14 protein-coding genes are annotated in these 22,853 nt (G+C 65.8%); 13 read left to right on the top strand and 1 reads right to left on the bottom strand.

Annotated elements, in window-relative coordinates:
- Positions 1-513: 513 nt before the first annotated feature.
- The 11 genes from rpoB to ACO59D_RS08865 all read left to right on the top strand — a co-directional run bounded on the left by rpoB (position 514) and on the right by ACO59D_RS08865 (position 18,734).
- Complete coding sequence (gene rpoB, locus ACO59D_RS08915; RefSeq protein WP_485126673.1) at positions 514-4,029, top strand: DNA-directed RNA polymerase subunit beta; 3,516 nt, start codon at positions 514-516, stop codon at positions 4,027-4,029.
- 5 nt (positions 4,030-4,034) lie between these two features.
- Positions 4,035-8,480, top strand: a complete 4,446-nt coding sequence (locus ACO59D_RS08910) for a DNA-directed RNA polymerase subunit beta' (protein ID WP_485126672.1) — start codon at positions 4,035-4,037, stop codon at positions 8,478-8,480.
- A gap of 182 nt (positions 8,481-8,662) precedes the next feature.
- The gene (locus tag ACO59D_RS08905; protein ID WP_130810348.1) at positions 8,663-9,007 is read left to right on the top strand and encodes an ArsR/SmtB family transcription factor; all 345 of its coding nucleotides are present in this window, start codon (positions 8,663-8,665) and stop codon (positions 9,005-9,007) included.
- A gap of 452 nt (positions 9,008-9,459) precedes the next feature.
- Positions 9,460-11,460, top strand: coding sequence for a heavy metal translocating P-type ATPase (locus ACO59D_RS08900; RefSeq protein ID WP_485126671.1), 2,001 nt, complete (start codon positions 9,460-9,462; stop codon positions 11,458-11,460).
- Positions 11,461-11,613: 153 nt separating this feature from the next.
- A complete protein-coding gene (locus tag ACO59D_RS08895) occupies positions 11,614-12,726 on the top strand; it encodes a glycerol dehydrogenase (RefSeq protein WP_485126670.1) in 1,113 nt (370 codons plus the stop codon).
- A gap of 259 nt (positions 12,727-12,985) precedes the next feature.
- Positions 12,986-13,357: a 30S ribosomal protein S12 gene (gene rpsL / locus ACO59D_RS08890; protein WP_130810342.1), complete on the top strand. Its 372-nt coding sequence runs from the start codon at positions 12,986-12,988 to the stop codon at positions 13,355-13,357.
- Between the two features lie 45 nt (positions 13,358-13,402).
- Positions 13,403-13,873, top strand: coding sequence for a 30S ribosomal protein S7 (rpsG, locus tag ACO59D_RS08885; protein WP_485126669.1), 471 nt, complete (start codon positions 13,403-13,405; stop codon positions 13,871-13,873).
- 17 nt (positions 13,874-13,890) lie between these two features.
- On the top strand, positions 13,891-15,987 hold the full coding sequence (gene fusA / locus ACO59D_RS08880; protein WP_130810337.1) for an elongation factor G: 2,097 nt from the start codon (positions 13,891-13,893) through the stop codon (positions 15,985-15,987).
- Between the two features lie 40 nt (positions 15,988-16,027).
- Entirely contained in the window at positions 16,028-16,336 is a 309-nt protein-coding gene (gene rpsJ / locus ACO59D_RS08875; protein ID WP_485126668.1) for a 30S ribosomal protein S10, read from the top strand.
- Between the two features lie 694 nt (positions 16,337-17,030).
- Positions 17,031-17,642, top strand: coding sequence for a hypothetical protein (locus ACO59D_RS08870; RefSeq protein WP_485126667.1), 612 nt, complete (start codon positions 17,031-17,033; stop codon positions 17,640-17,642).
- Positions 17,643-18,176: 534 nt separating this feature from the next.
- Positions 18,177-18,734: a hypothetical protein gene (locus tag ACO59D_RS08865; protein ID WP_485126666.1), complete on the top strand. Its 558-nt coding sequence runs from the start codon at positions 18,177-18,179 to the stop codon at positions 18,732-18,734.
- A gap of 207 nt (positions 18,735-18,941) precedes the next feature.
- On the opposite strand, the gene ACO59D_RS08860 is transcribed toward ACO59D_RS08865, so the two are convergent.
- Positions 18,942-19,844: a hypothetical protein gene (locus tag ACO59D_RS08860; protein ID WP_485126665.1), complete on the bottom strand. Its 903-nt coding sequence runs from the start codon at positions 19,842-19,844 to the stop codon at positions 18,942-18,944.
- Positions 19,845-20,451: 607 nt separating this feature from the next.
- Between ACO59D_RS08860 and ACO59D_RS08855 the strand changes: the two genes are divergently transcribed.
- Together ACO59D_RS08855 and ACO59D_RS08850 are read left to right on the top strand one after the other, a co-directional pair.
- On the top strand, positions 20,452-22,137 hold the full coding sequence (locus ACO59D_RS08855) for an LXG domain-containing protein (protein ID WP_485126664.1): 1,686 nt from the start codon (positions 20,452-20,454) through the stop codon (positions 22,135-22,137).
- 68 nt (positions 22,138-22,205) lie between these two features.
- Positions 22,206-22,853, top strand: a 648-nt coding sequence (locus ACO59D_RS08850) for a hypothetical protein (RefSeq protein WP_485126663.1), incomplete at its 3' end; no start/stop codon positions are given.

The raw sequence follows: 22,853 nt of genomic DNA, 5'->3' as shown, positions 1-22,853 counted from the left end.
CGTACGCACAAGGGCCGCTTGCTGCCAAGGCCTTCTCACCCAACTGGGCAAACGCTGGAACCGCGTCAGAAAACCTACATCGTGCGTACGTACGGCCGCGGATTATTGCCAGCCCGGCCACGTGGAGAGGCGAGAATGTCAGAAAACCTACGTTGTGCGTACGCACAAGGGCCGCTTGCTGCCAAGGCCTTCTCACCCAACTGGGCAAACGCCGGGGTCATGTCAGAAAACCTACATCGTGCGTACGCACGACAAGGAATTCTCGCCCAACCGCGTTATGGATTGACGCGATTACCGGGGACAACACGAGCAGCCCATCGCATCCAGGGCTTCCCCACACGGTTCCTCCACACACGTCTCGTGGATTTTGCAGGAAACGCGTGAAAAACAAGAGAATCTAATAGAAAATGCAGGGCAAGTCAAGACTTTTCATTGACGAGAGACGTGCGCTTGGCTAGATTACTAGTTTGCGACAATTGCCGCCTTCCACCCTTTTGAAGGAGGAAAAGCCTGGTGTCTACCGCAAAGACTTCTCTTACTAAACCGCAAGTCACCCGTACGCGCAAGAGCTTTAGCAAAATCCCGTCTGCGATGGAGCTGCCCAACCTCATCTCCGTCCAGAGGGATTCGTTCAAGCACTTCATGACCGACGGTATCGCCGAATCCTTTGCAGAGTTCTCTCCCATCGAAAACGCTGCGGGGACCATGCAGGTGGCCTTTGGTGAGCATCAGTTTGGCGACCCGTCCCACAGCCTGTCCGAGTGCCGCGCCAAGGACCTGTCCTACCAGGCACCCCTCTTCGTGGACGTGCGCTTCATCAACAAGGAGACCGGCGAGATCAAGGAGCAGCTCGTCTTCATGGGCGACTTCCCGCTCATGACCGACCGCGGCACCTTCATCATCAACGGCTCTGAGCGCGTTGTGGTCTCGCAGCTGGTCCGCTCGCCTGGCGTCTACTTTGCCGCCGAGATGGACTCTGGTGTCCTTGTCCACCGCGTCCAGTTCATCCCCGCGCGTGGCGCGTGGCTCGAGTTTGAGGTCGACAAGCGCGGTCACCTCGTGGCCTCCATCGACCGCAAGCGCCGCCAGAGCGCAACGTCGTTCCTGCGTGCCCTGGGCATCGCCGAGACGGACGACGAGATCCTCTCGCTTCTCGGTGATTCCGAGGTCGTGCGCTCGACCATCGAGCGCGACGTCGCCACCACCCGCGAGGACGCCCTCCTCGAGATCTACCGTCGCCAGCGCCCCGGCGAGCCCCCTACCGTGGACTCTGCCCGCTCGCTGCTCGACGGCCTCTACTTCAACCCGCAGCGCTACGACCTTGCCCGCGTTGGTCGCTACAAGGTCAACAAGAAGCTCGAGCTCGACGTTGACGCCAGCGAGCGCGTGATCACCAGCGAGGACATCGTGGCGGCCCTGCGCTACCTCCTGGCCCTCCACGCCGGCGACGACACGAAGCACACCGATGACATCGACCACTTTGGCAACCGTCGCGTGCGCACCGTGGGCGAGCTTGTCCAGAACCAGTTCCGCATTGGCATGAGCCGTATGGAGCGCGTTGTGCGTGAGCGCATGGCCTCCCAGGACGCCGATGACATCACGCCGCAGTCGCTCATCAACATTCGCCCGATCGTGGCCGCCATCAAGGAGTTCTACGGCTCCTCTCAGCTGTCGCAGTTCATGGACCAGTCCAACCCGCTCGCAGGCCTCACGCACAAGCGTCGTCTCTCGGCGCTTGGCCCTGGCGGCCTTGCTGGCCACAAGTCTGGCTCCAGTCGCCGCACCAACGTGCCTACGGCCGTCCGCGACGTTCACAACTCGCACTACTCCCGCATGTGTCCCATCGAGACACCCGAAGGCCCCAACATCGGCCTCATCGGTTCGCTGGCGGTCTATGCGCACGTGAACGACTACGGCTTCATCGAGTCGCCGTACCGCAAGGTCGTCGACGGCAAGGTCACCGACGAGATCGTGTGGATGACCGCCGACGAGGAGGAGAGCCACAACATCGCGCCGGCCAACACCCCCGTTGACCCCAAGACGGGCCGTTTCGTGGTTGTCGACTCCAACGGCAACATCACGGACCCCGATCGCATCATCGCCCGTACGCGCGACTTCGATGGCTCCTTCGGTGCCCCTGCGCAGGTCGAGGTTTCGAGCGTCGACTACATGGATGTCTCGCCTCGCCAGATGCTCTCCGTCGCCGCGAACCTCATCCCGTTCCTCGAGCACGACGATGCCAAGCGTACCCTCATGGGCGCAAACATGCAGCGTCAGGCCGTGCCCCTGATCCGTTCGTACGCCCCGTACGTGGGTACGGGCATGGAGGCTCGTGCAGCCCTGGACTCCGGCGAGGTCGTCCGTGCGGTCCACGCAGGCGTTGTCGACAAGGTCGACGCGGCCCACGTGACCGTCTACTCCGACGAGTACGGTGCCGAGGACTACGAGCTGCCCAAGTACCAGCGGTCCAACCAGAGCACCTGCATCAACCACCGTCCAATCGTGCACGTGGGCGATCGCGTCGAGGCTGGCCAGCCCCTGTCTGACGGCACCTCGATCGACCACTCCGAGCTCGCCCTCGGCGTCAACCTCACCGTGGCCTACATGCCGTGGGAGGGCTACAACTACGAGGACGGCATCATCGTCTCCGACCGCGTGGTGCAGAACGACCTGCTCACCTCGGTCAACATCTCCCGTCACGAGATCGACGCCCGCGACACCAAGCTCGGTCCCGAGGAGATCACCCGCGAGATCCCCAACCAGTCCGAGGAGATGCTCGCGAACCTCGACAATGACGGCATCATCCGCATCGGTGCCGAGGTCGGCCCTGGCGACATCCTGGTAGGCAAGGTCACGCCCAAGGGCGAGACGGCACTCACCGCCGAGGAGCGCCTGCTCCGTGCCATCTTTGGTGCCAAGGCCCACGACGTGCGCGACACCTCGCTCAAGATGCCCCATGGCGCCTACGGTCGCGTCGTCGACGTTGTGCGCTTTAGCCGCGAGGCCGGAGACGACCTCCAGCCCGGCGTGAACGAGCTCGTACGCGTCTTTGTCGCCCAGCGCCGCAAGATCCAGCAGGGCGATAAGATCTCTGGCCGTCACGGCAACAAGGGCGTTGTGTGCAAGGTGCTGCCCATCGAGGATATGCCCTACATGGCCGATGGCACCCCCATCGACGTTCTCCTCGATCCGCTGGGCGTCCCGTCCCGCATGAACGTGGGGCAGCTCCTCGAGTGCCACCTTGGCTGGGGCGCCACCCACGGCTGGGATGACACCACGGCAGACTCCAAGACCTACGTGCCCGGCCCCATTCCCGTGGCTACGCCCGTCTTTGACGGCGCGACCGACAAGGAGGTCTCTGAGATCATCCGCCGCACCAACGTGAACCTCATGAACAAGGCCATGCTGGAGTACGGCAAGCACATGGACGCCGACTTCGTGCCACAGCTCAACGACCGTGGCAAGACCACGCTCTACGACGGCCGCACGGGCGAGGCGTTCAAGAGCCCCATCACCGTGGGCACCTCTTACATCCTGAAGCTCGGCCACATGGTCGACGACAAGATCCATGCGCGTTCGACCGGCCCCTACAGCCTCGTCACGCAGCAGCCCCTGGGCGGCAAGGCCCAGTTCGGCGGCCAGCGCTTCGGCGAGATGGAGGTTTGGGCCCTCTATGCCTACGGTGCGGCCAACGTCCTGCAGGAGATCCTCACGGTCAAGTCCGACGATACCAACGGCCGCGTCAAGACCTACGAGGCCATCGTCAAGGGTGAGAACGTGCCGTCCGCAGGCATCCCCGAGTCCTTCAAGGTCCTCGTCAAGGAGATGCGCTCGCTCGCGCTCGACATCGAGCCCATCTCCTACAGAAGGAAGGCCGAGCCCAAGGCCGAGGAGAAGCCCGCAGCCAAGGAGAACCCCGTCGACGTCTTCGCCAACATCAACACCACCGATGACCTCGTCAATGGCCTTGCCCGCGACCTCGGCGAGTCCGATGACCTCGTCGGCGACGCCAACAGCGATAAGGAGTAGCGACTGTGGCAGAATTCGATACCACCGACTTCGACGCTATCAAGATCTCGCTTGCCTCTGCAGATCAGATTCGCAGCTGGTCGCACGGCGAGGTCAAGAAGCCCGAGACCATCAACTACCGCACGCTCAAGCCCGAGAAGGACGGCCTGTTCTGCGAGAAGATCTTTGGTCCCGTGAAGGACTGGGAGTGCGCCTGCGGCAAGTACAAGGGCATCCGCTTCAAGGGCATCGTCTGCGAGCGCTGCGGCGTCGAGGTGACCACTGCCAAGGTGCGCCGCGAGCGTATGGGCCACATCGAGCTTGCTGCGCCCGTGAGCCACATCTGGTACTTCAAGAGCCCTGCGAGCTTCCCCATGTCCCGCCTGCTCGACATGAAGAGCAAGGATCTGGAGAAGGTCCTCTACTTCGCGAGCTACGTGATCACCGACGTCGACACCGAGGCCCGCGAGGCCGATGCCGATGACCTCAGGGAGGAGCTGGCTGCAGACCTCGAGGAGCTCGACGCCGAGCGTGACGACCAGATCGGGCGCCTGAAGGAGCAGGGCCGGGCCTCCGGTGACGAGTTCGACGACGTCGAGCCCATCTCCGCGGACGAGGTCCGCGCCGGCATCGCCGACCTCGAGGAGGAGTACGAGGAGGAGAAGGCGCTCCGCCGCGAGGCCTACGAGCAGTTCATGCAGCTCGAGAAGCGCCAGCTCATCTCCGACGAGGCGCTCTTCTCCGAGCTCAAGCGCCACTACGGCATCTACTTCAAGGGTGGCATGGGCGCCGAGGCCGTCCGCGAGCTGCTTCGCGGCATCGACCTCGAGAAGGAGGCCAAGGAGCTCCGTGCCATCATCGCCTCCGACGAGTCCCAGAAGCAGAAGCGCGAGAAGGCAATCAAGCGCCTCGAGATCGTTGACGCCTTCCTTAAGGGCGGCAACGACCCCTCCAACATGGTCCTCGACGTCATCCCCGTGATTCCGCCCGACCTGCGCCCCATGGTGCAGCTCGACGGCGGCCGCTTTGCTGCGTCCGACCTGAACGACCTCTACCGTCGCGTGATCAACCGCAACAACCGCCTCAAGCGCCTGCTCGACCTCGACGCTCCCGCGATCATCGTGAACAACGAGAAGCGCATGCTCCAGGAGTCCGTCGACGCCCTCTTCGACAACGGCCGTCGCGGCCGCCCCGTCACCGGTCGTGGCGGACGCCCGCTCAAGTCGCTTGCCGAGGCCCTGAAGGGCAAGCAGGGTCGCTTCCGCCAGAACCTCCTGGGCAAGCGTGTCGACTACTCTGGCCGTTCGGTCATCGTCGTCGACCCGCACCTGAAGCTGCACCAGTGCGGCCTGCCCTCGGCCATGGCGCTCGAGCTCTTCAAGCCCTTCGTGATGCGCCGCCTGGTCGAGCTTGGCAAGGTCGAGAACATCAAGGGTGCCAAGCGCGCCATCGACCGCGGCATGCCTGCCGTCTGGGACGTGCTCGACGAGGTCATCCAGGATCGTCTCGTGCTTCTCAACCGTGCCCCCACGCTGCACCGCCTGTCCATCCAGGCATTCGAGCCCGTCCTTGTCGAGGGCAAGGCAATCCACCTGCACCCGCTGGTGTGCGCTCCCTTCAACGCCGACTTTGACGGCGACCAGATGTCGGTCCACGTGCCCCTCTCCACGCAGGCGCAGACCGAAGCCCGCGTGCTCATGCTCTCTACCAACAACCTGAGAAAGCCCGCCTCTGGCGAGGTCGTCACCGTGCCGTCGCAGGACATGGTCTTTGGCACCTACTTCCTCACCACTGCCAAGGACGGTGCCGAGGGCGAGGGCCGCGTCTTCGCCGACTTCGATGACGCCATTCTCGCCTTCCACAACCGCGACAACCTGGACATCCAGGCCAGCATCAAGGTTCGCGTGGGGGCCCAGGACGCCAACGTGGTCGAGAACGGCCGCAGGATCTTCCGCACCTATGACAGGTGGAACAGCCCCGTGGACTACGACGTCACCGATCGTTCGATGCGCATCGAGACCACCATTGGCCGCGTCATCTTCAACACGCGCTGCCTGCCTGCGGATTACCCCTTCATCAACTACAAGATGAGCAAGGGCGACATCGAGAATCTCGTGAACGACGCCTGCGACCGTTACAGCACGGCCGATGTCGAGCCCATCCTTGACGCCATCAAGGAGACCGGCTTCCACTACGCCACCATGGCCGGCCTTACCGTCTCGGTGTGGGATGCCGTCATTCCTCCCGAGAAGCAGGAGATGCTTGACGAGGCCCAGGGCAAGGTCGACGAGATCAACGAGTACTACGAGGACGGCTTCCTCTCCGAGAGGGAGCGCCACGTCGAGGTCGTTAACGCGTGGACCGAGTGCACCAACGAGCTTGGCTCCAAGATGCTCGAGGGCTTCGCCGAGGACAACCCCATCTACATGATGGCCGACTCCGGTGCCCGTGGTTCCAAGACGCAGCTTCGTCAGCTCGCCGGCATGCGAGGCCTCATGGCCGATATGTCCGGCGACACCATCGACCTGCCCATCAAGGCAAACTTCCGCGAGGGCCTGCTCCCGCTCGAGTACTTCATCTCAACCTATGGCGCCCGTAAGGGCCTCGTGGACACGGCTTCCCACACGTCCGACTCCGGCTACCTCACGCGCCGCCTGGTCGACGTGGCCCAGGACGTCATTGTCCGCGAGGAGGACTGTGGCACCGACGAGGCCGTCACCTACCCGCTGATCAAGCCGGGCGAGAACGACGTGGACGGTGACCTGATCGGCCGCTGTGCGCTCAACGACATTGTCGACCCCGCCACCGGTGAGGTCCTCATCCCGCGCGACGGCTACATCGAGTCCAAGGACGACCTCAAGATGCTCGTTGCCCACGGGCTCAAGAAGGTCCAGCTGAGGGCGCTGCTCACCTGCAAGTCCAAGTACGGCGTCTGCCAGAAGTGCTACGGCTGGGACCTCTCGACCCGTCGTCCCGTCAACATCGGCACCGCCGTCGGCATCATTGCCGCGCAGTCCATCGGTGAGCCGGGCACCCAGCTTACGATGCGTACAATCCACTCCGGTGGCGTCGCTGGCGCTGACGACATCACGCAGGGCCTCCCCACGGTCGCCCGCATGTTCGACGTCGTCGGCAACGTCAACGAGAAGATCCTCGGCCGCGAGGCAGATCTCGCTCCCATCTCCGGCACCCTGCTCATCACGCCTGAGCAGACCGAGTACCTCATCCGCATCGTCGACTCCGATGACAACTCCCGCATCCTCGAGGAGTGGCGCATTCCCGCGTCCGCACGCTTCATGCCGGGCATGGAGGACGGTGCCGAGGTTCGTGCCGGCGACCAGATCACCCGCGGCTTCGTGAACTTCCGCAAGCTGCGCAAGCTCACCGACATCGAGTCGACGATGCACACCTTCGTCGCCTCCGTCAAGGATGTCTACACCTCCCAGGGCGTTGACCTCAACGACAAGCACATCGAGGTCATCGCTCGCCAGATGCTGCGTCGTGTCCAGGTGACCAACCCCGGTGACTCCCAGTACCTGCTTGGCCAGTACGTTGACCGCTACGTCTTTGCTGACACGGTGCGCAACGTTGCCCTGGCTGGTGGCACTCCGCCCGAGGCGGAGCCCGTCATCCTCGGCACGCTCAAGGTTGCGAGCTCCATCGACTCCTGGCTCTCCAGCGCGTCGTTCATCCGCACCGCTGGCGTGCTCACCGACTCCTCCATTGCCGGCGACATGGACCACCTGCTTGACCTCAAGTCCAACGTCATCGTGGGCAAGCAGATCCCTGCCGGTACCGGCCTCTCCGCATACCGGGGCGTCGAGCTCACCTACCACGGCACCAAGATCGACGGTCCCACCTCCCCGCAGGCGCAGAGCCTGCCCGAGTGGGCGCCCGACGAGCTCAAAGACATCGAGGAGAAGCTTCCCAAGCAGCTTGACTGGGTGGGTGACGACTACGGCTACGGTGGGGTCTACTCGAAGAACGGTCGCACGCTCTCCAGCGAGGACGCAAAGCTCTACCTCTTCGACGACCTTGGCGTCTCGCAGCGCTGGACCAACAAGTTCAGCGAGGTGGGCATCGAGACCGTGGGTGACCTTATCGGCAAGACCGAGGATGACCTGCTGCGCATTGACGGCATTGGCGCCAAGGCAATCGAGGAGCTCCGCGACGGCCTCGAGGCGCGCAACCTGCTCTACATCCTCGAGCCGGATGATGACGAGGCGGATTCCGAGGACCTCTCGCAGCTCCTCAACATGGTCTTCTCGCCCGATTCCGACCCCGACATCATGCTGGGCACCGCGGCTCCCGCCAAGCACCACTACGACGACGAGCTTATCGGCGGCTCCTCCGACGCGCAGGCCAACGACTCCGATGTCATCAACGAGGACCTGGGCTCTCTCGACGACCTGCTCTCCCAGGTAGTCAAGCAGGAAAGCTCCTCTGACGACAGCGACGAGGACGACGAGTAGCTCACGCACGGACTCATGCAGCGCGCGGGCGCTCCGACGGAACTGCTGGGCCCCGGCTTTGCGCCGGGGCCCTTTCTCGTAGGCACTGGTCGGTGCGGGCGGCAGGTGGGTGCCCGAGCGGGTACCATGACCTGGATGGAATGTTGGCTCTATTCTCGCCGCCTTGACGATGGGGAGGACCTATGGATCAGACGTGCTCGAGGGACCTTCTCGACGAGTACCTCTCTAACGATGACGTGGTCTATGACGCCACGCAAATTTTTGATGCGCTTTCGGACCTGACCCGCTTTCGCATCCTGGGCGCGCTTTCGCTTGGCGAGAAGAGCGTCTCTGACCTTGAGGAGATATGTGCCGTTTCGCAGTCGGCAATCTCGCACCAGCTGCGGCTGCTGCGCGATCGTGGCCTGGTGACTGCCCGCCGCGTCGGGCACCGGGTGATCTACTCGCTTGCCGACGAGCACGTGACAGCGCTCATCTCGGTTGGCCTTCAGCACGCGGCGGAGCCCGTGCGGGCGAGCGAGGAGTAGGGCATCGGCGCCCGTGCCGCTATGGCGCCGGTGACAAGCCGTCCGTCGCGGTGCCGGTGACAAGCCGCGGGGAATCGCCGTTTAGCCTGGCCTAGACGTTCGGGATTTGCGGCCACCGCCGCCAATGGCGGCCGCAGAGGCCTTCTTGCGGTAGGAGAGTGAAAAAACTCGCCCTACGGCGTCAGGGGCCGATGGCCGGGCGATCCCACCGTAAGTCGCGCCCCAAAGACCCACGGGTCAATCTCGCGTGGGTTGACCCTTCCCAGGCGCCATGGTATTGTGTATATGAACACGTGCTCATGTGTTCACTATAATTGGTAATGGGCTGCGGGCGAGAGGCGAAGGTCGATGCGAGAAGGCCGCTGCACGCCGATAGGTGCGTGCCGGCCTGCAAGCGGTGGGCGCCTCGGTCTCGCAGAACAACGGGCCAGGACCGGACGACGGAGGGTCTCATGTCTTGCTCATGCTGCCATCACCACGACGATGATGACGAGAAGAAGGCACCCCGCACGCTGGGTGAAGCAGAGGCCGAGAGGGAAGGGGCAGCCGAAGCGGATGACGGGGACGAAGGCGACGAGGACCCGGCGGTCCTCAAGCGTCACATCATCGTTGCCGCAGGCCTTCTCCTCGCTGCGCTCGTCATCCAGCACGCGACCAACCCCCCGCTTTGGGCGCAGCTCCTGCTCTACCTGCCATCCTACGTGGTTGCGGGAGGCAGCGTGGTTGCAGAGGCAGCGGAATCCATCGCCCATGGGCACCCCTTTGACGAGGACTTCCTGATGTCGGTCGCCACGATTGGCGCCCTGCTCATCGGCTTTGTCCCAGGCGGAGAGCCCCAGTTTGCCGAGGCCGTCTTCGTCATGCTCTTCTTCCAGGTGGGCGAGCTCTTTGAGGGCATCGCCGAGGGCAACTCCCAGCGCTCGATCAAGGAGCTTCTGGACATCCGCCCGGATGTCGCAAACGTGGAGCGTGGCGGGGAAGTGGCGGCGGTCGATCCGGCAACCGTGCAGACGGGGGAGACCATCCTCGTGCGCCCCGGCGAGAAGGTTCCCCTCGACGGCACTGTCATCGAGGGCAGCTCGACTCTCGACACGCGCGCCATCACCGGCGAGTCTGTCCCACGCTCTGTCGCTGTTGGCGGGGACGCGTTCTCTGGCTGCGTGAACCTCTCGGGAGTCCTTCGCCTGCGCGTGACCAAGCCTTTTAGCGAGTCCACGGCCAGCAAGATCATCGACCTGGTCAAGAATGCGGGTACCAACAAGTCACACTCCGAGAAGTTCATCAAGCGTTTCGCCCGGGCCTATACGCCTATCGTGGTCTACCTGGCAATTGCCGTGGCCGTTGTTCCCCCTCTCGTCTCGGGCGACTTTGTGGGCAGCTTTGCCACATGGCTCTTGCGCGCACTCACCTTCCTGATCGTCTCGTGCCCCTGCGCGCTGGTCCTCGCGGTGCCCCTCACGTTCTTTGGGGGCATCGGTGGCGCCTCCAAGCAGGGCATCCTGGTGAAGGGCTCCAACTACCTCGAGACCTTGGCCAAAGTCCAGACCGTGGTCTTCGACAAGACCGGCACCCTTACCAAGGGCGTCTTCAAGGTCACCACGGTCCACCCGTCCAGCCTGAGCGAGGAGCAGGTCCTCCACCTTGCTGCCCATGTCGAGCGCAACTCGACCCACCCCATCGCCTCGGCGCTCCGTGACGCCTATCCGAGCGACCACGATGGCTGCACCGTGACAGACGTCACCGAGGAGGCCGGACGCGGCGTGCTCGCAACCGTGAACGGGCATCGCGTGGCCGTTGGCAACAATCGCCTGATGGACGAGGTGGATGCCGCATGGGAGGGGTGCCACACCGCTGGCGGCACCGTCGTGCACGTGGCCATAGACGGCGAGTACGTCGGCCATGTCCACATCTCCGACGAGGTCAAGGACGACGCGCGGGAGGCGGTCGCAAGCATCAAGGCCGAGGGGGTCGGCCGCTGCGTGATGCTCACAGGGGACCGCGAGGATGCCGCTGCCGCGGTTGCCCGCGGGCTCGCGCTCGACGAGTACTACGCCGAGCTTCTCCCGGCTGGCAAGGTCGAGCAGGTCGAGCGCCTTCTTGGGGAGCGCGAGGGCAAGGCGACCCTCGCCTTTGTGGGAGACGGCATCAACGATGCGCCGGTTCTCGCCCGGGCCGACGTGGGCATCGCCATGGGCGCCATGGGGTCTGACGCCGCAATCGAGGCGGCCGACGTCGTCCTCATGGACGACAGGCCCTCGAAGATTGCCGTGGCCATCCGCATCGCTCGCCGCACGCTTCGCATTGCGCACGAGAACATCGTCTTTGCCATTGCGGTCAAGGTCGCCATTCTCTGCCTGGCGGTGGTGGGGCTCGCGCCCATGTGGCTCGCCGTCTTTGGCGACGTGGGGGTCATGGTGCTCTGCGTCCTCAACGCAATGCGCGCGCTGCGGTAGTCGGGGCAGGCCCGCGCGGCATGCCGCTTGCCTTTCTCTCTCGGCCGCGCCAGGGGATTCGGTGGACGGCGGTCAGGCGGCCTGTCGCGAACGATAGAATCTAGTGCATGAATGCCGGGGACCTCCCGGTGCGGGCTGACAAGGAGGAGCGCAATGAAGCTGCTGCGCGCAATGCGAGAGCCACTGAAGTACGTCCAGGGGAAGGGCGCCCTGCTCAAGTTCAAAGACGAGATGGGCTACATGGGCAAGCGCTGGCTCTTCGTCTGTTCGAGGAGCGGCTACAGGGCCTGTTATGACCAGATTGAGCAGAGCTTTGGCGACGCGGATGACTTCCGTCGCTACGAGGTCTTCGGTGGCATCTCGAGCAAGGGCGAGATAGCCAAGATGCAGGCCATAGTCGAGCAGGACGGCATCGATGCCGTTGTCGCCGTCGGCGGCGGCTCCGCTGTCGACACGGCCAAGGCAACGGCGTTCTACACCGGCAAGCATGTGGTCATCATCCCGACCGTCGCCGCAACCGACGCGCCCTGCACGGGCCTCTCGGTCATCTACAACGACGACGGCAGCTTCGACAAGTACCTCTTCTACCCCACGAACCCCGATGCGGTCATGGTCGACTCCCAGGTCATAGCGGACGCTCCCGTCCGCTTCCTCGTGGCGGGCATGGGCGACGCCCTTGGCACGTACTTCGAGGGTCGCGCCTCGCTGCGCACCGAGTCGCCGAGCCTGGAGGGCACGGGCATCACGCGCGCCGGCATGGCGCTGGCCAAGCTTTGCTACCAGACGCTTCGCGACTATGGCACCCAGGCGCTTGCCGCATGCGAGAAGCACGTGGTGACGCCTGCCCTCGACGCAATCATCGAGGCGAACGTCTACCTGTCCGGCGTTGGCGCGGACAACGTCAACTGCGCGGCGGCCCACTCGTTCTACAACGGGCTCACCTCTCTCGGCGGCCATAGCGCGCCACACGGCAGCTGCGTCGCGTTCGGAACGCTGGTGCAGCTTACGCTTGAGGGGGCCACTGAGGAGGAGTTCCTCGACGTGCAGGAGTTCTGCCTCGAAGTGGGGCTTCCCGTCACGCTCTTTGAGCTTGGCATCACGACGGATGACGAGATCCGCACCATCGCAAAGAATGCCTGCGTCCCGGGCGAGACGATCCACAACCTCGCCGGCGACGTCACCCCGGATGAGCTCTACGCGGCCATCGTGGCGACCGACGCCATCGGTCGCTCGGCTCTGGGCTTGGACGACGAGGACGAAGGGTAGCCCTTCTCGCAAGCCCTGTGGGGTGCGACAGGCAAAGCCAAACGGCGGGAGCGTTGCGAAGGCGACGCCCCCGCCGTTCTTTGTTTGCGCCCTTTGCGTGTGCGTCACATGGAGAAGAGATACGCCCGGTACCGTGGCTTTTTGACAACTGCGGTGAGCGCGCGTAACGTATCTCCTCGCGCCAATCCAGGGGTGACGGTGCTGCGCTGCCCTTAAGATTCGTGTACACGCACGTAGATAGGTATAGAAGGAGAGAACTTTGCCTACCATCAACCAGCTCGTCCGCAACGGCCGCGTGAGCGCCAAGGCCAAGTCCAAGAACGCCGCGCTCCAGCACAACCCCCAGAAGCGCGGAGTCTGCACCCGCGTCTTCACCACTACGCCCAAGAAGCCCAACTCCGCCCTCCGCAAGGTCGCCCGCGTGCGCCTCGTGAACGGCATCGAGGTCACCGCCTACATCCCTGGCGAGGGCCACAACCTCCAGGAGCACTCCATCGTGCTCGTCCGTGGCGGCCGCGTGCGTGACCTCCCCGGTGTTCGCTACAAGATCGTCCGTGGCGCCTATGACTGCGCTGCCGTCCAGAACCGCAAGAAGGCCCGTTCCCGCTACGGTGCCAAGCGTGGCAAGTAAGCCACCACAAGCAACGCAAGCAAACCGTTCTAGGGAGATACAAACATGCCGCGTCGTGCAGCAGCAGTGCGTCGTGAGGTCCAGCCTGACGCCGTCTACAACAACCGTCTCGTGACCCAGCTCATCAACAAGGTCCTTCTCGATGGCAAGAGGGCCACCGCCGAGCGTATCGTCTACAGCGCCTTCGACATGGTTGCCGAGAAGACCGGCGAGGACCCCCTCTCCGTCTTCAAGAAGGCCATGGACAACATCCGTCCCACGCTTGAGGTCAAGCCCAAGCGTGTCGGTGGCGCCACCTACCAGGTGCCCATGGAGGTCAACTCCCGTCGCGCAACCACCCTGGCCATCCGCTGGCTCGTGAACTTCTCGCGCGCACGCAAGGAGAAGACCATGGCCGAGCGCCTCTCCAACGAGATCATGGACGCCGCCAACGGCGTGGGCGCCTCCGTCAAGCGCCGCGAGGACCTCTACAAGATGGCCGAGGCCAACCGCGCGTTCTCTCACTACCGCTTCTAGTCCGGGGGCAGCAGCATATGGCAAAGATGAAGTACAGGCTCGAAGACCTGCGAAACATCGGCATCATGGCCCACATCGATGCCGGCAAGACCACTACCACCGAGCGCATCCTCTACTACACCGGCAAGACCCACAAGATCGGCGAGGTCCACGACGGTGCAGCCACGATGGACTGGATGCCGCAGGAGCAAGAGCGTGGCGTGACCATCACCTCTGCGGCCACCACGTGCTTCTGGAAGGACCACGTCATCCAGATCATCGACACCCCGGGCCACGTGGACTTCACGGCCGAGGTCGAGCGCTGCCTGCGCGTCCTCGACGGTGCCGTCGCCGTGTTCGACGCCGTTGCCGGCGTCCAGCCCCAGTCCGAGACCGTGTGGCGTCAGGCGGCCAAGTACAACGTCCCCCGCATCGCCTTCATCAACAAGTTCGACCGCGTTGGCGCCGACTTCTTCCACGCCATCGACACCATGAAGGAGCGCCTCTCCGCCCCCGCCGTGGCCGCACAGATCCCCATGGGCTCCGAGTCCAACTTCTGGGGTCTTGTCGACCTGGTCACGATGACCGCGTGGGACTTCAAGGAGGACGCCAAGGGCATGATCTATCCGGAGCCCATGGACGCCATCCCTGACGAGTTCGTTGACCTTGCCCAGGAGAAGCGCGAGGAGCTGCTCGACGCTGCGTCGAACTTCTCCGACGAGCTCATGGAGGCCGTCCTTGAGGAAGGGGACGTCCCTGTCGACCTTCTCAAGGCTGCAATCCGCAAGGGCGTCATCGCCAACGAGCTCAACCCCGTCTTCGTGGGCTCTGCCTACAAGAACAAGGGCATCCAGGAGCTCCTCGACGCCGTCGTGGACTACCTGCCCAGCCCGCTGGACGTTCCCGAGATTGATGGCAAGAACCTCAAGGGCGAGCCCGAGGCCCGCCACGCGGACCCCAAGGAGCCCTTCTCGGCCCTCGCCTTCAAGATCATGACCGACCCATACGTGGGCAAGCTCACCTACATCCGCGTGTACTCTGGCCAGGCGGAGGCAGGCTCCTACGTCTACAACTCCGTCAAGGACTCCAAGGAGCGCCTTGGCCGCATCCTCGAGATGAACGCCAACGACCGCGTCGACCGCGAGGAGTGCTCCGCCGGCGACATCGTCGCGTGCGTCGGCCTCAAGAACACCCAGACCGGTGACACCCTCTGCGACGAGCGCAAGCCCGTCATCCTCGAGTCCATCAAGTTCGCCGACCCCGTCATCGACGTTGCCGTCGAGCCCAAGACCAAGGCCGAGCAGGAGAAGATGTCCGTTGGCCTCGCCAAGCTGGCCGAGGAGGACCCGACCTTCCGGGTCCACACCGACCAGGAGACCGGCCAGACCATCATCGCCGGCATGGGCGAGCTGCACCTCGAGATCATCGTCGACCGCCTGCGCCGCGAGTTCAAGGTCGACTGCAACGTGGGCAAGCCCCAGGTTGCCTACCGCGAGACCGCCGGTCACGCCGTGAGCCACGCTGAGGGCAAGTTTGTCCGCCAGTCCGGTGGCCGCGGCCAGTATGGTCACGCGGTCATCGACATGGAGCCCAACGAGGAGGGCAAGGGCTACGAGTTCGTCAACGCCATCGTCGGCGGCGTCGTGCCCAAGGAGTACATCCCCTCGATCGACAAGGGCATCCAGGAGGCCCTGGATAGCGGCGTCATCGCCGGCTACCCTGTGGTCGACATCAAGGTGACCCTCGTCGACGGCTCCTACCACGAGGTCGACTCCTCCGAGGCCGCCTTCAAGATCGCCGGCTCCATGGCAATCAAGGACGCCCTCAGGAAGTCCGACCCCGTCCTTCTCGAGCCCATCGAGGAGGTCGAGGTTGAGACCCCCGAGCAGTACATGGGCGATGTCATGGGCAACCTGTCCTCCCGCCGCGGCAAGATCGAGGGCATGGATGACCGCAAGGACACCAAGGTCATTCGCGCCAAGGTGCCCCTGGGCGAGATGTTTGGCTACGCTACCGACCTCCGCTCTCAGACGCAGGGTCGCGCGAGCTACACCATGCAGTTCAGCGCTTACGAGCCCGTTCCGAAGGCCGTTCGCGACGAGATCGTCGCCAAGGCCGGCGGCACCGCTTCCTAGTTAACGACCACGAGCGATAGCTCACTTACGGAGGTTTACAGTGTCAAGCCAGAAGATCAGGATCCGCCTCAAGGGCTACGATCACGAGGTCGTCGACCAGTCCTCGAGGCTCATCGTCGACACCGCGCAGAAGACGGGTGCCCGCGTGTCCGGCCCCATCCCCCTGCCCACCGAGCGCAACCTCTACACGGTCATCCGCTCGCCCCACAAGGACAAGGACTCCCGCGAGCAGTTCGAGATGCTCACCCACAAGCGTCTCATCGACATCCTCGACCCCAGCAGCTCCACCGTCGACTCGCTCATGCGCCTCGACCTTCCTGCGGGCGTTGACATCGAGATCAAGCTCTAGCCCTGCGGCTTTATCGCAGGCGATGGCCCCGTCTCCGGCTGGAGGCGGGGCACTTTCTCAACCCGTGATCTCTCGACGGTTGGGTGGGGCTGGCCGTCCGGGACTTGCGGGGCGGGCGCCAACCCGCGGAATCCCGGCGGTTGGGCGCGGCCAAGCGTCCGCGACTTCCGTTGCCGCAGGTTAAGCGGCGAGAAGTCACGAGAGGGGCCGGCCGCACGGGTGGCCCCGGCAGCGACTCTCGGTCGTGCGTACGCACGAGCCGCACTCGCTGCCACGGGCCTCTCGCCCAACTGGGCAAGCGCCGCCCGCCTGTCAAAGCCAACGGGTCGTGCGCACGCACCACCCGAGTTTCCCGCCAGCAGGGGCGGGCCTGCGGCGCGGCTGCGGCCTCGCGTTCCCGCCCCCCTGCCGGGGGCCCTGTCGCTATCATCTTGCTTATCCGAGACCCCATCGGTCAATCTTGACGCGATTGGGGGTCGCCCCCTTTGGGGACTGAGCCAGAGCCGAGGATGCCATGGGCGACTGTGACCGCACGAACGATGGAGCCAAAAGTGCGTCGGCCGGGCCCGCGGGCCCCCGGCCCCGGCGGGGGCGGCTGCGCACGGCCCTCCTCGTCGTCGCCCTCGCCTTTCCCGCCCTGCTGGTGGGCGGCTGCGTGTACTCGTGCGCCTTCGTCCCGGACTCCCCGGCCGACATGCCCATTTCCATGGGCGCGAGGACTGAGGTGACGTTCGGGGCCGCCACGACTGTGCCGGACGATACGGAATGGTACGACACGGTCGCCGAGGCGGAGTCCGCAGACACGGAGGGCGGCCCCGCAATCGAGGTGGTCGAGGACTTCCCCGATGCGGGCGAGGCGCTCGTGGTGCAGCCCACGGGCTCGCCGAGCTGCCCGGCCGTCCGCATGGTCACGTACGCCTCCGAGGGCGGGCGCTACGCCGTCACCGGCTACTGGGGCGCGAGCACGGCGAGGCCCGGGGCCAGGGACATCCTGATCGAGCCCCTGTACGACTACACGACGGCCGAGGTCGTGGCGGAGTCCCTGGTGAGCTGCCTCGCCGCCGGGTCGCCCTGCGCGTTCGGCGTGTCGGTCGACCCGGCCGTGCGCGACCTCACCGTCGGGGGCGCCTCCCCCACGTGGGTGCGCGAGGTCGGCTACGACGGCGGGACCTGCTACGTCTGGTGCTACGACGGCATGGACGTGCCGGCGCTCTTCTCCGCCGCCGGCGTGGACCCCTCCGGCTTCACGCTCCGCCAGGTCATAGACGGCCTGGGCGTGCGCGTGGGCGACGAGGCGCCGTACTAGCAAGACCCTGCACTGGGCTCTAGGGGCTTGGCCTGTCGTCTCCCCCTGGCGGGAGGCGTTTCCCGGCGCAGGATGGCGGGCTCTTGGGCGAGCGTGTGTGACGGTCGGGAGGGCCAATGACAAAGACGAGCGAGCTCGTGTGGTACAGGGTGGCCAGGGTCGCCTGTCTCGTCGTGGCAGTCGCCGCCGACGCGGCCATCGTTGCCTCGGCCCCCTCCGCCGGCCTGGGGCCGAGCCTGGCGGTCCTGGCCGCCACCGCGCTCGCGCTGCTGGCCCCCCCTGGTCCAGCTGCGCGTCATCGCCTCCGCGGAGCGCCTCCTGGACGAGCGGTGCGACCCCGCCTCCCTGGCGCGGCGGGGGGACGCCATGGGGCTGTCCGCCCCCATCCCGCGCAACGGGCTGTACCGCACGGAGGCCGTCCTGCTGCACCGCTACGGGATCGCGCTGGCCGACGTGGGCAGGCCGCGGGACGCCGCCGTGGTCCGCCGGCGCATCGAGGACGGCCTCGGCATGCGCCGGCGCCCCGCCCGCAGCATGGACTGCGCGGTGATGGCCATGCTCCTCGCGGACCTCTGCGCGCGGCTGGGAGACGCCGGGGCGGTCCGAGCATATGCCGACCAGTTCCTCGAGGGCATGGCGTGCGTGCCCCGGTCCGCCCGAGGCGGCATCGACGAGAGCCTGGAGGCCGTGGGAGGCGTGACCGTGCGCTCGTCCGCGGCGCTGTACCTCTCTCTGTCTGCTCGTGATGACGCCCTGGCGTCGTTCGGCGAGGCGGATGTCGCGAGGCTTGAGGGCCCGGGTGTCGGGCGCCGCCTGGCTGCCGAGGCGCGCATGGCCCTGGCGAAGGCCGCCGCGGCCCAAGGCGAGCGGGACCGGGAGCGGATGCTGCTCGGGCAGGTCGCGGCCGCGGCCCCCAGGATGCGCGTGGGGAAGCTGGCCGCGCGCCGCCTGGGAAGCTTTGAGGGCGGAAGCGTCGAAACCGATGGCTCGGGGTACGCTTTGGGGTACGGGTCGCTGTGCCTGGATGCCGCGGTCGACGCGCACGCGGCTGTCATGAAGGACTATGGGGGAGCGCGGTCGGCGCGTCCCTAGGCGTGTGGGTGCCATTTGCGCCGTGTGGGTGCGATTCGCTGCATGTGGGCGTCTTTCTCCCGGACCGGCCTCCCGCGACCTGCGGCTCCGTGGGCCGGCTGCGGGAGAATGGCACCCACACGGGTGGGGAACCGCGCCCACGGCGGGATCCTGCCCAGTTGGGGCCTCCGGCCTGGCGTGACCGGGCGGCACGTCAGGCACGCCAGGCTATGCCCGTCCCGCCGAGGTTGCGGGCTCCCGGGCCTCGGCGGGGTGCGCCGCGAGCCAGGCCGCGGCGTCACGCGCGGCCCGAATGCCCCCTCCCCGGGCCGCCACGGAGGCGAAGTGCTCGCGCGCGAGCGCCAGGTCGCCCTGGGCCGCGGCGAGGCGGGCGGCTTCGACGTCGGGCGACAGCCTCTGGATCGGCGTGATCGCAGCTTCCCGCATCGTGCCGATCGCCTTGCTGCAGAGCTCCCAGTCGTCGGCCTCGAGCGTGAGGCCGAAGTCTATGCCCGCGAGCACCAGCGCACCCGCCCTGGCCATCGCCCTGCTGGTCTGGAGAAGCGCCTCCACCTGCCCGCGCATGCGGGCGAGCTCCTCGTAGTCACCGCTGTGACGGGCGGCGTTGGCGCGCACGTTGCAGCACAGGACCCTCTGCGCCGTGCGCGGCCTGAGGTCCCGCTCGGCGTGGTCGACCCATTGGAGGGCGACGTCGTCGCGGCCGAGCTGCTGGGAGCATTGGGCGCAGATGATGGCGTAGGTGGCCTGCGCCCGCTTCCTGCCCTTGCGCTTCTCCATGACGATGGAGATGGCGTCGAGCATCTTCTGGGGGTCGAGGTCGGTGTGGAGTATCCCGTAGAACCCGCTGATGTCGCGGATGAGCAGGAGCGCGGTCAAGAAGATGACGGCCAGGAGGGCCACCACGAAGAAGGCGATGGCCCCGGGGTGCTCGATGTCCGGGCCCGCCCAGGCACGGCATGAGAACGCCAGCACGAGCACCGCCACCACGTACGCGGCCACGGTGAGCCTGCGCCGGCCCAGGAACCTTCCCGCCGCCTGCCGCGCGGTCAGGCCGGCGTACCTCGACTCCCCGGAGGGGACCATGAGCCTGGTGAGCCAACCTGAAGCCACGTGGCCTCGCCTCCCCGGGGCCGCCCCGCGGCGGCCTTCGCTCGTCTCCTCCCGCCCGTATGGTACCACGGCCGCACCGTGGCGCTTCCCCACTGTTCGACCGCGAGCAAACGGTGAAGCCGCCCGACTGTCCAACAAAGATGTTGCATGGCTGGGCAGTAGATTTTGGACAGTATCGTTGCAGGTGGCGTCCCGCACCAGCCCGAAGGTCTGGAACGATCCGGGAGGCTCGCGATGATGGCGGACGAAGGCCTGACGAGGGCCATCGAGGGCATGCCCGTGGTCCGTTGCCGAGATGCCGGAGCTCCCGCCGTCCTCTAGGCCTCGCTGCGTAACCGACCGGGGCATGTACCGGGGGCCCTCCAGTTTCGCGCGCCGGCCACGCCCAGTGCCTGCCCCGGCTCGCCGCGCGTCCGCCACGTCTGCACGGGCCCTACGATACGAACGACGAGAGGGCGGAGGAATTCCCGGCTCCTCCCGGCGTTCCTGAGCACTACAATGGTGACGGGGCACGCGGTGCCTGCGGGGCCTGTCTCCCGTGTCGCGCGTGAGCGGTGCCCTGACTCTGAGCGGCTGGCGTACCGGAGGGCCAAGGGAGTGCATGACGATGAGGGTGACGATAGAGGCCACGGCTTCGGCCCTGGAGGGGGAGTCAGAGTCCCTGTCGGGCAAGGTCGATGCCGCGGAGGAGCAGATCTCGAGGATGTCCAACGCCCTGCAGTCGCCGGAGCTCGCCGGCGAGGGGTACGCGGCGATCCGGAGCGTCGCCCAGGACCTCGCGGTGCCCGCCGCGAAGGCATACTACGTCGCGTTCGACGCCATGAACTCAGCGTGCACGGCCGACGCGCAGGAAATCAGGGGGCTTCCCCAGTCGTCCAGCGGCGTCTGCGACACGGACGAGCTCCAGAAGAAGATAGAGGCCGTCCAGAGCGACATAGAGGAGACCCAGAGGCGGATCGCCCAGAACCGCGCCAACGCGGGCGGCACGTCCGCGCGCGGGTCCTCCGGCAGCTCGTCCAGCAGCGCGAGCACGTCCCAGGACACCACTGCATACGTCAACGCGCAGGTCGACGAGGCCCTGCTGGAGAGCGACGAGGCGGAGAAGCAGGGCTACGAGGACGACCTCAAGAAGGCGCAGGAGTACGACGAGAACAGCGCCTCCACGTACTCCTCCGCCCAGGACGTCGTCTCCACCATGAAGTCCGCAGCCGACTCGGTGTCGTCCTACCTCGCCGGCAACGGCTACGGGGACACCTCCTGGGCCGCGGGAGTGGACGACGCCTACTCCACGGTGTTCGAGCGCAGGGTCGAGGAGTGCGAGCGGAGTATCTACCACGACGGCGGCATCGACAGGGGTGAGCTCTCCAAGCTCCTCGGAGGGGACGACCTCACCCCGTCCGAGGCGGAGGCCCTCGCGCGCGTGTGGGACGAGTACTCGGCTGAGGACGGGGCCGCCGAGGCGTTTGCCGAGGCGGGATCGAAGGATGGCCAGATGACTGGCGCATATGCGGCATTTGTGACCCAGGAGCTGGCCGATGTCTACAACACCAACATGCAGGGTGCCGACCCGAACGATCAGGCGTCCGAGGAGAAGAAGAAGCAGACGCTCCAGGCGATGGACGATGCTGTCAATAAGCTGTTCCCATCTATAGGCGCCACGGCGGCATCATATAAGGTCTCCGTGCTGCTGCCCAACGGCGTACTGTATACGAAGGAACACTCAGTTAGTGGAGACGTTGGTGGACCAGAGGGGCTTGCCGCTGAAATTAAGAAAGACTCGCATGGGAGGCCGGTAGCCGGCTCACTTAGCTTTGATCTGACTGGCGATGATTCGGCTGGTCCTGTCTTTGTTGATGAAGATGGGCAGGCTTGGGTAGGAGTTGAGACTAAAGGATCTGTAGGGAATGGGATAGAAGGCGAATCCCGAGTGCTCTTTGTATGGCACCCTATTAGTGGTTACAGTGCTGTGAGAGCAGAGGCTACAGTAAAAAAGGATACTGGTTCCACTTCTGCCTCTGTGACCGATAAAGAGACATTGGAATGGGGGGTCAAGCAGCCCGAGACGGGCGTGCAGCTCGACGGGGTGCTCATGCCGTCTGCCTCAGGGTCCCCCGTGCCGTCCACGCATACAAACGCGGTGCAACTGCCCGACGCGCAGACGGTTGGCGAAGGCGTGGCGGCTGCGGCAGGCACAGGCGTTGTGGCTTACGTGGTATTCAAGGTGGTGAAGGCTCTGTTTGGCTTTGCGGTCGCCGGCCCTCCCGGTGCGGTTGCCGGTGCCGCCTCGCCATAGCTGTCGCTGCCTAGAATTCGATGGCTCTGTGTGAGCGGAGTGCCGATAGAGAGTTAGGTGGAAACAGCATGGGGGAGTTCATGAGGAGGCACAGGCGCGACGCGCTGGTCGCCCTGGTCGCCCTCGCCGTGGCGCTCGGGGCCAGGGCCGCGCTCGACCGGGCCGGCACGGCCGGGGGCGGCGACGGCGGACAGGCCCAGGTGCAGGCCCAGCCCGCCGATGAGGGCACCACCGGTGGCGACCCCGGCCGGGACGCCGCGCCCGGCGCGGGGGGCGAGGAGGCCGCCATCGTCCCGGAGTCGGAGCGCGTCGCGCCGGAGGGCGCGAGGCGCCTGAGGCTCCCGGGGATGATGACGGGCGGCAGCGTCCCCAATGCCCAGAGGTACGCCCGCGACCTCCTCGACGCCTCGCCGAGGGCCTGCGAGGCGGCCTACGCCAACGAGGACGGCACGGTGGACGTCTGGCAGACTCGGGAGCAGTCGGAGGAGAACGTCCGCAGGGTCTCCGAGGAGCTGGGCTCGACCGAGGAGGAGCTCGCCGGGAAGGGCATCGCCCTGGAGGTGTCGGACGACCGCCGCTCAATCACCTTTACGGTCGGCGCCGACGCGAGCAGGGAGGACCTCGCCTACGGGATCTCCCGCGCGGTCCCCGGGGCGGCGTACCTGCAGGTGGAGGAGACCGGCGGCGAGGGCTTCGCGCTCTCCGTGGACGTGGTG

The organism is Tractidigestivibacter sp. (assembly GCF_057241865.1).
This window is presented reverse-complemented; position numbering and strand designations above follow the sequence as displayed.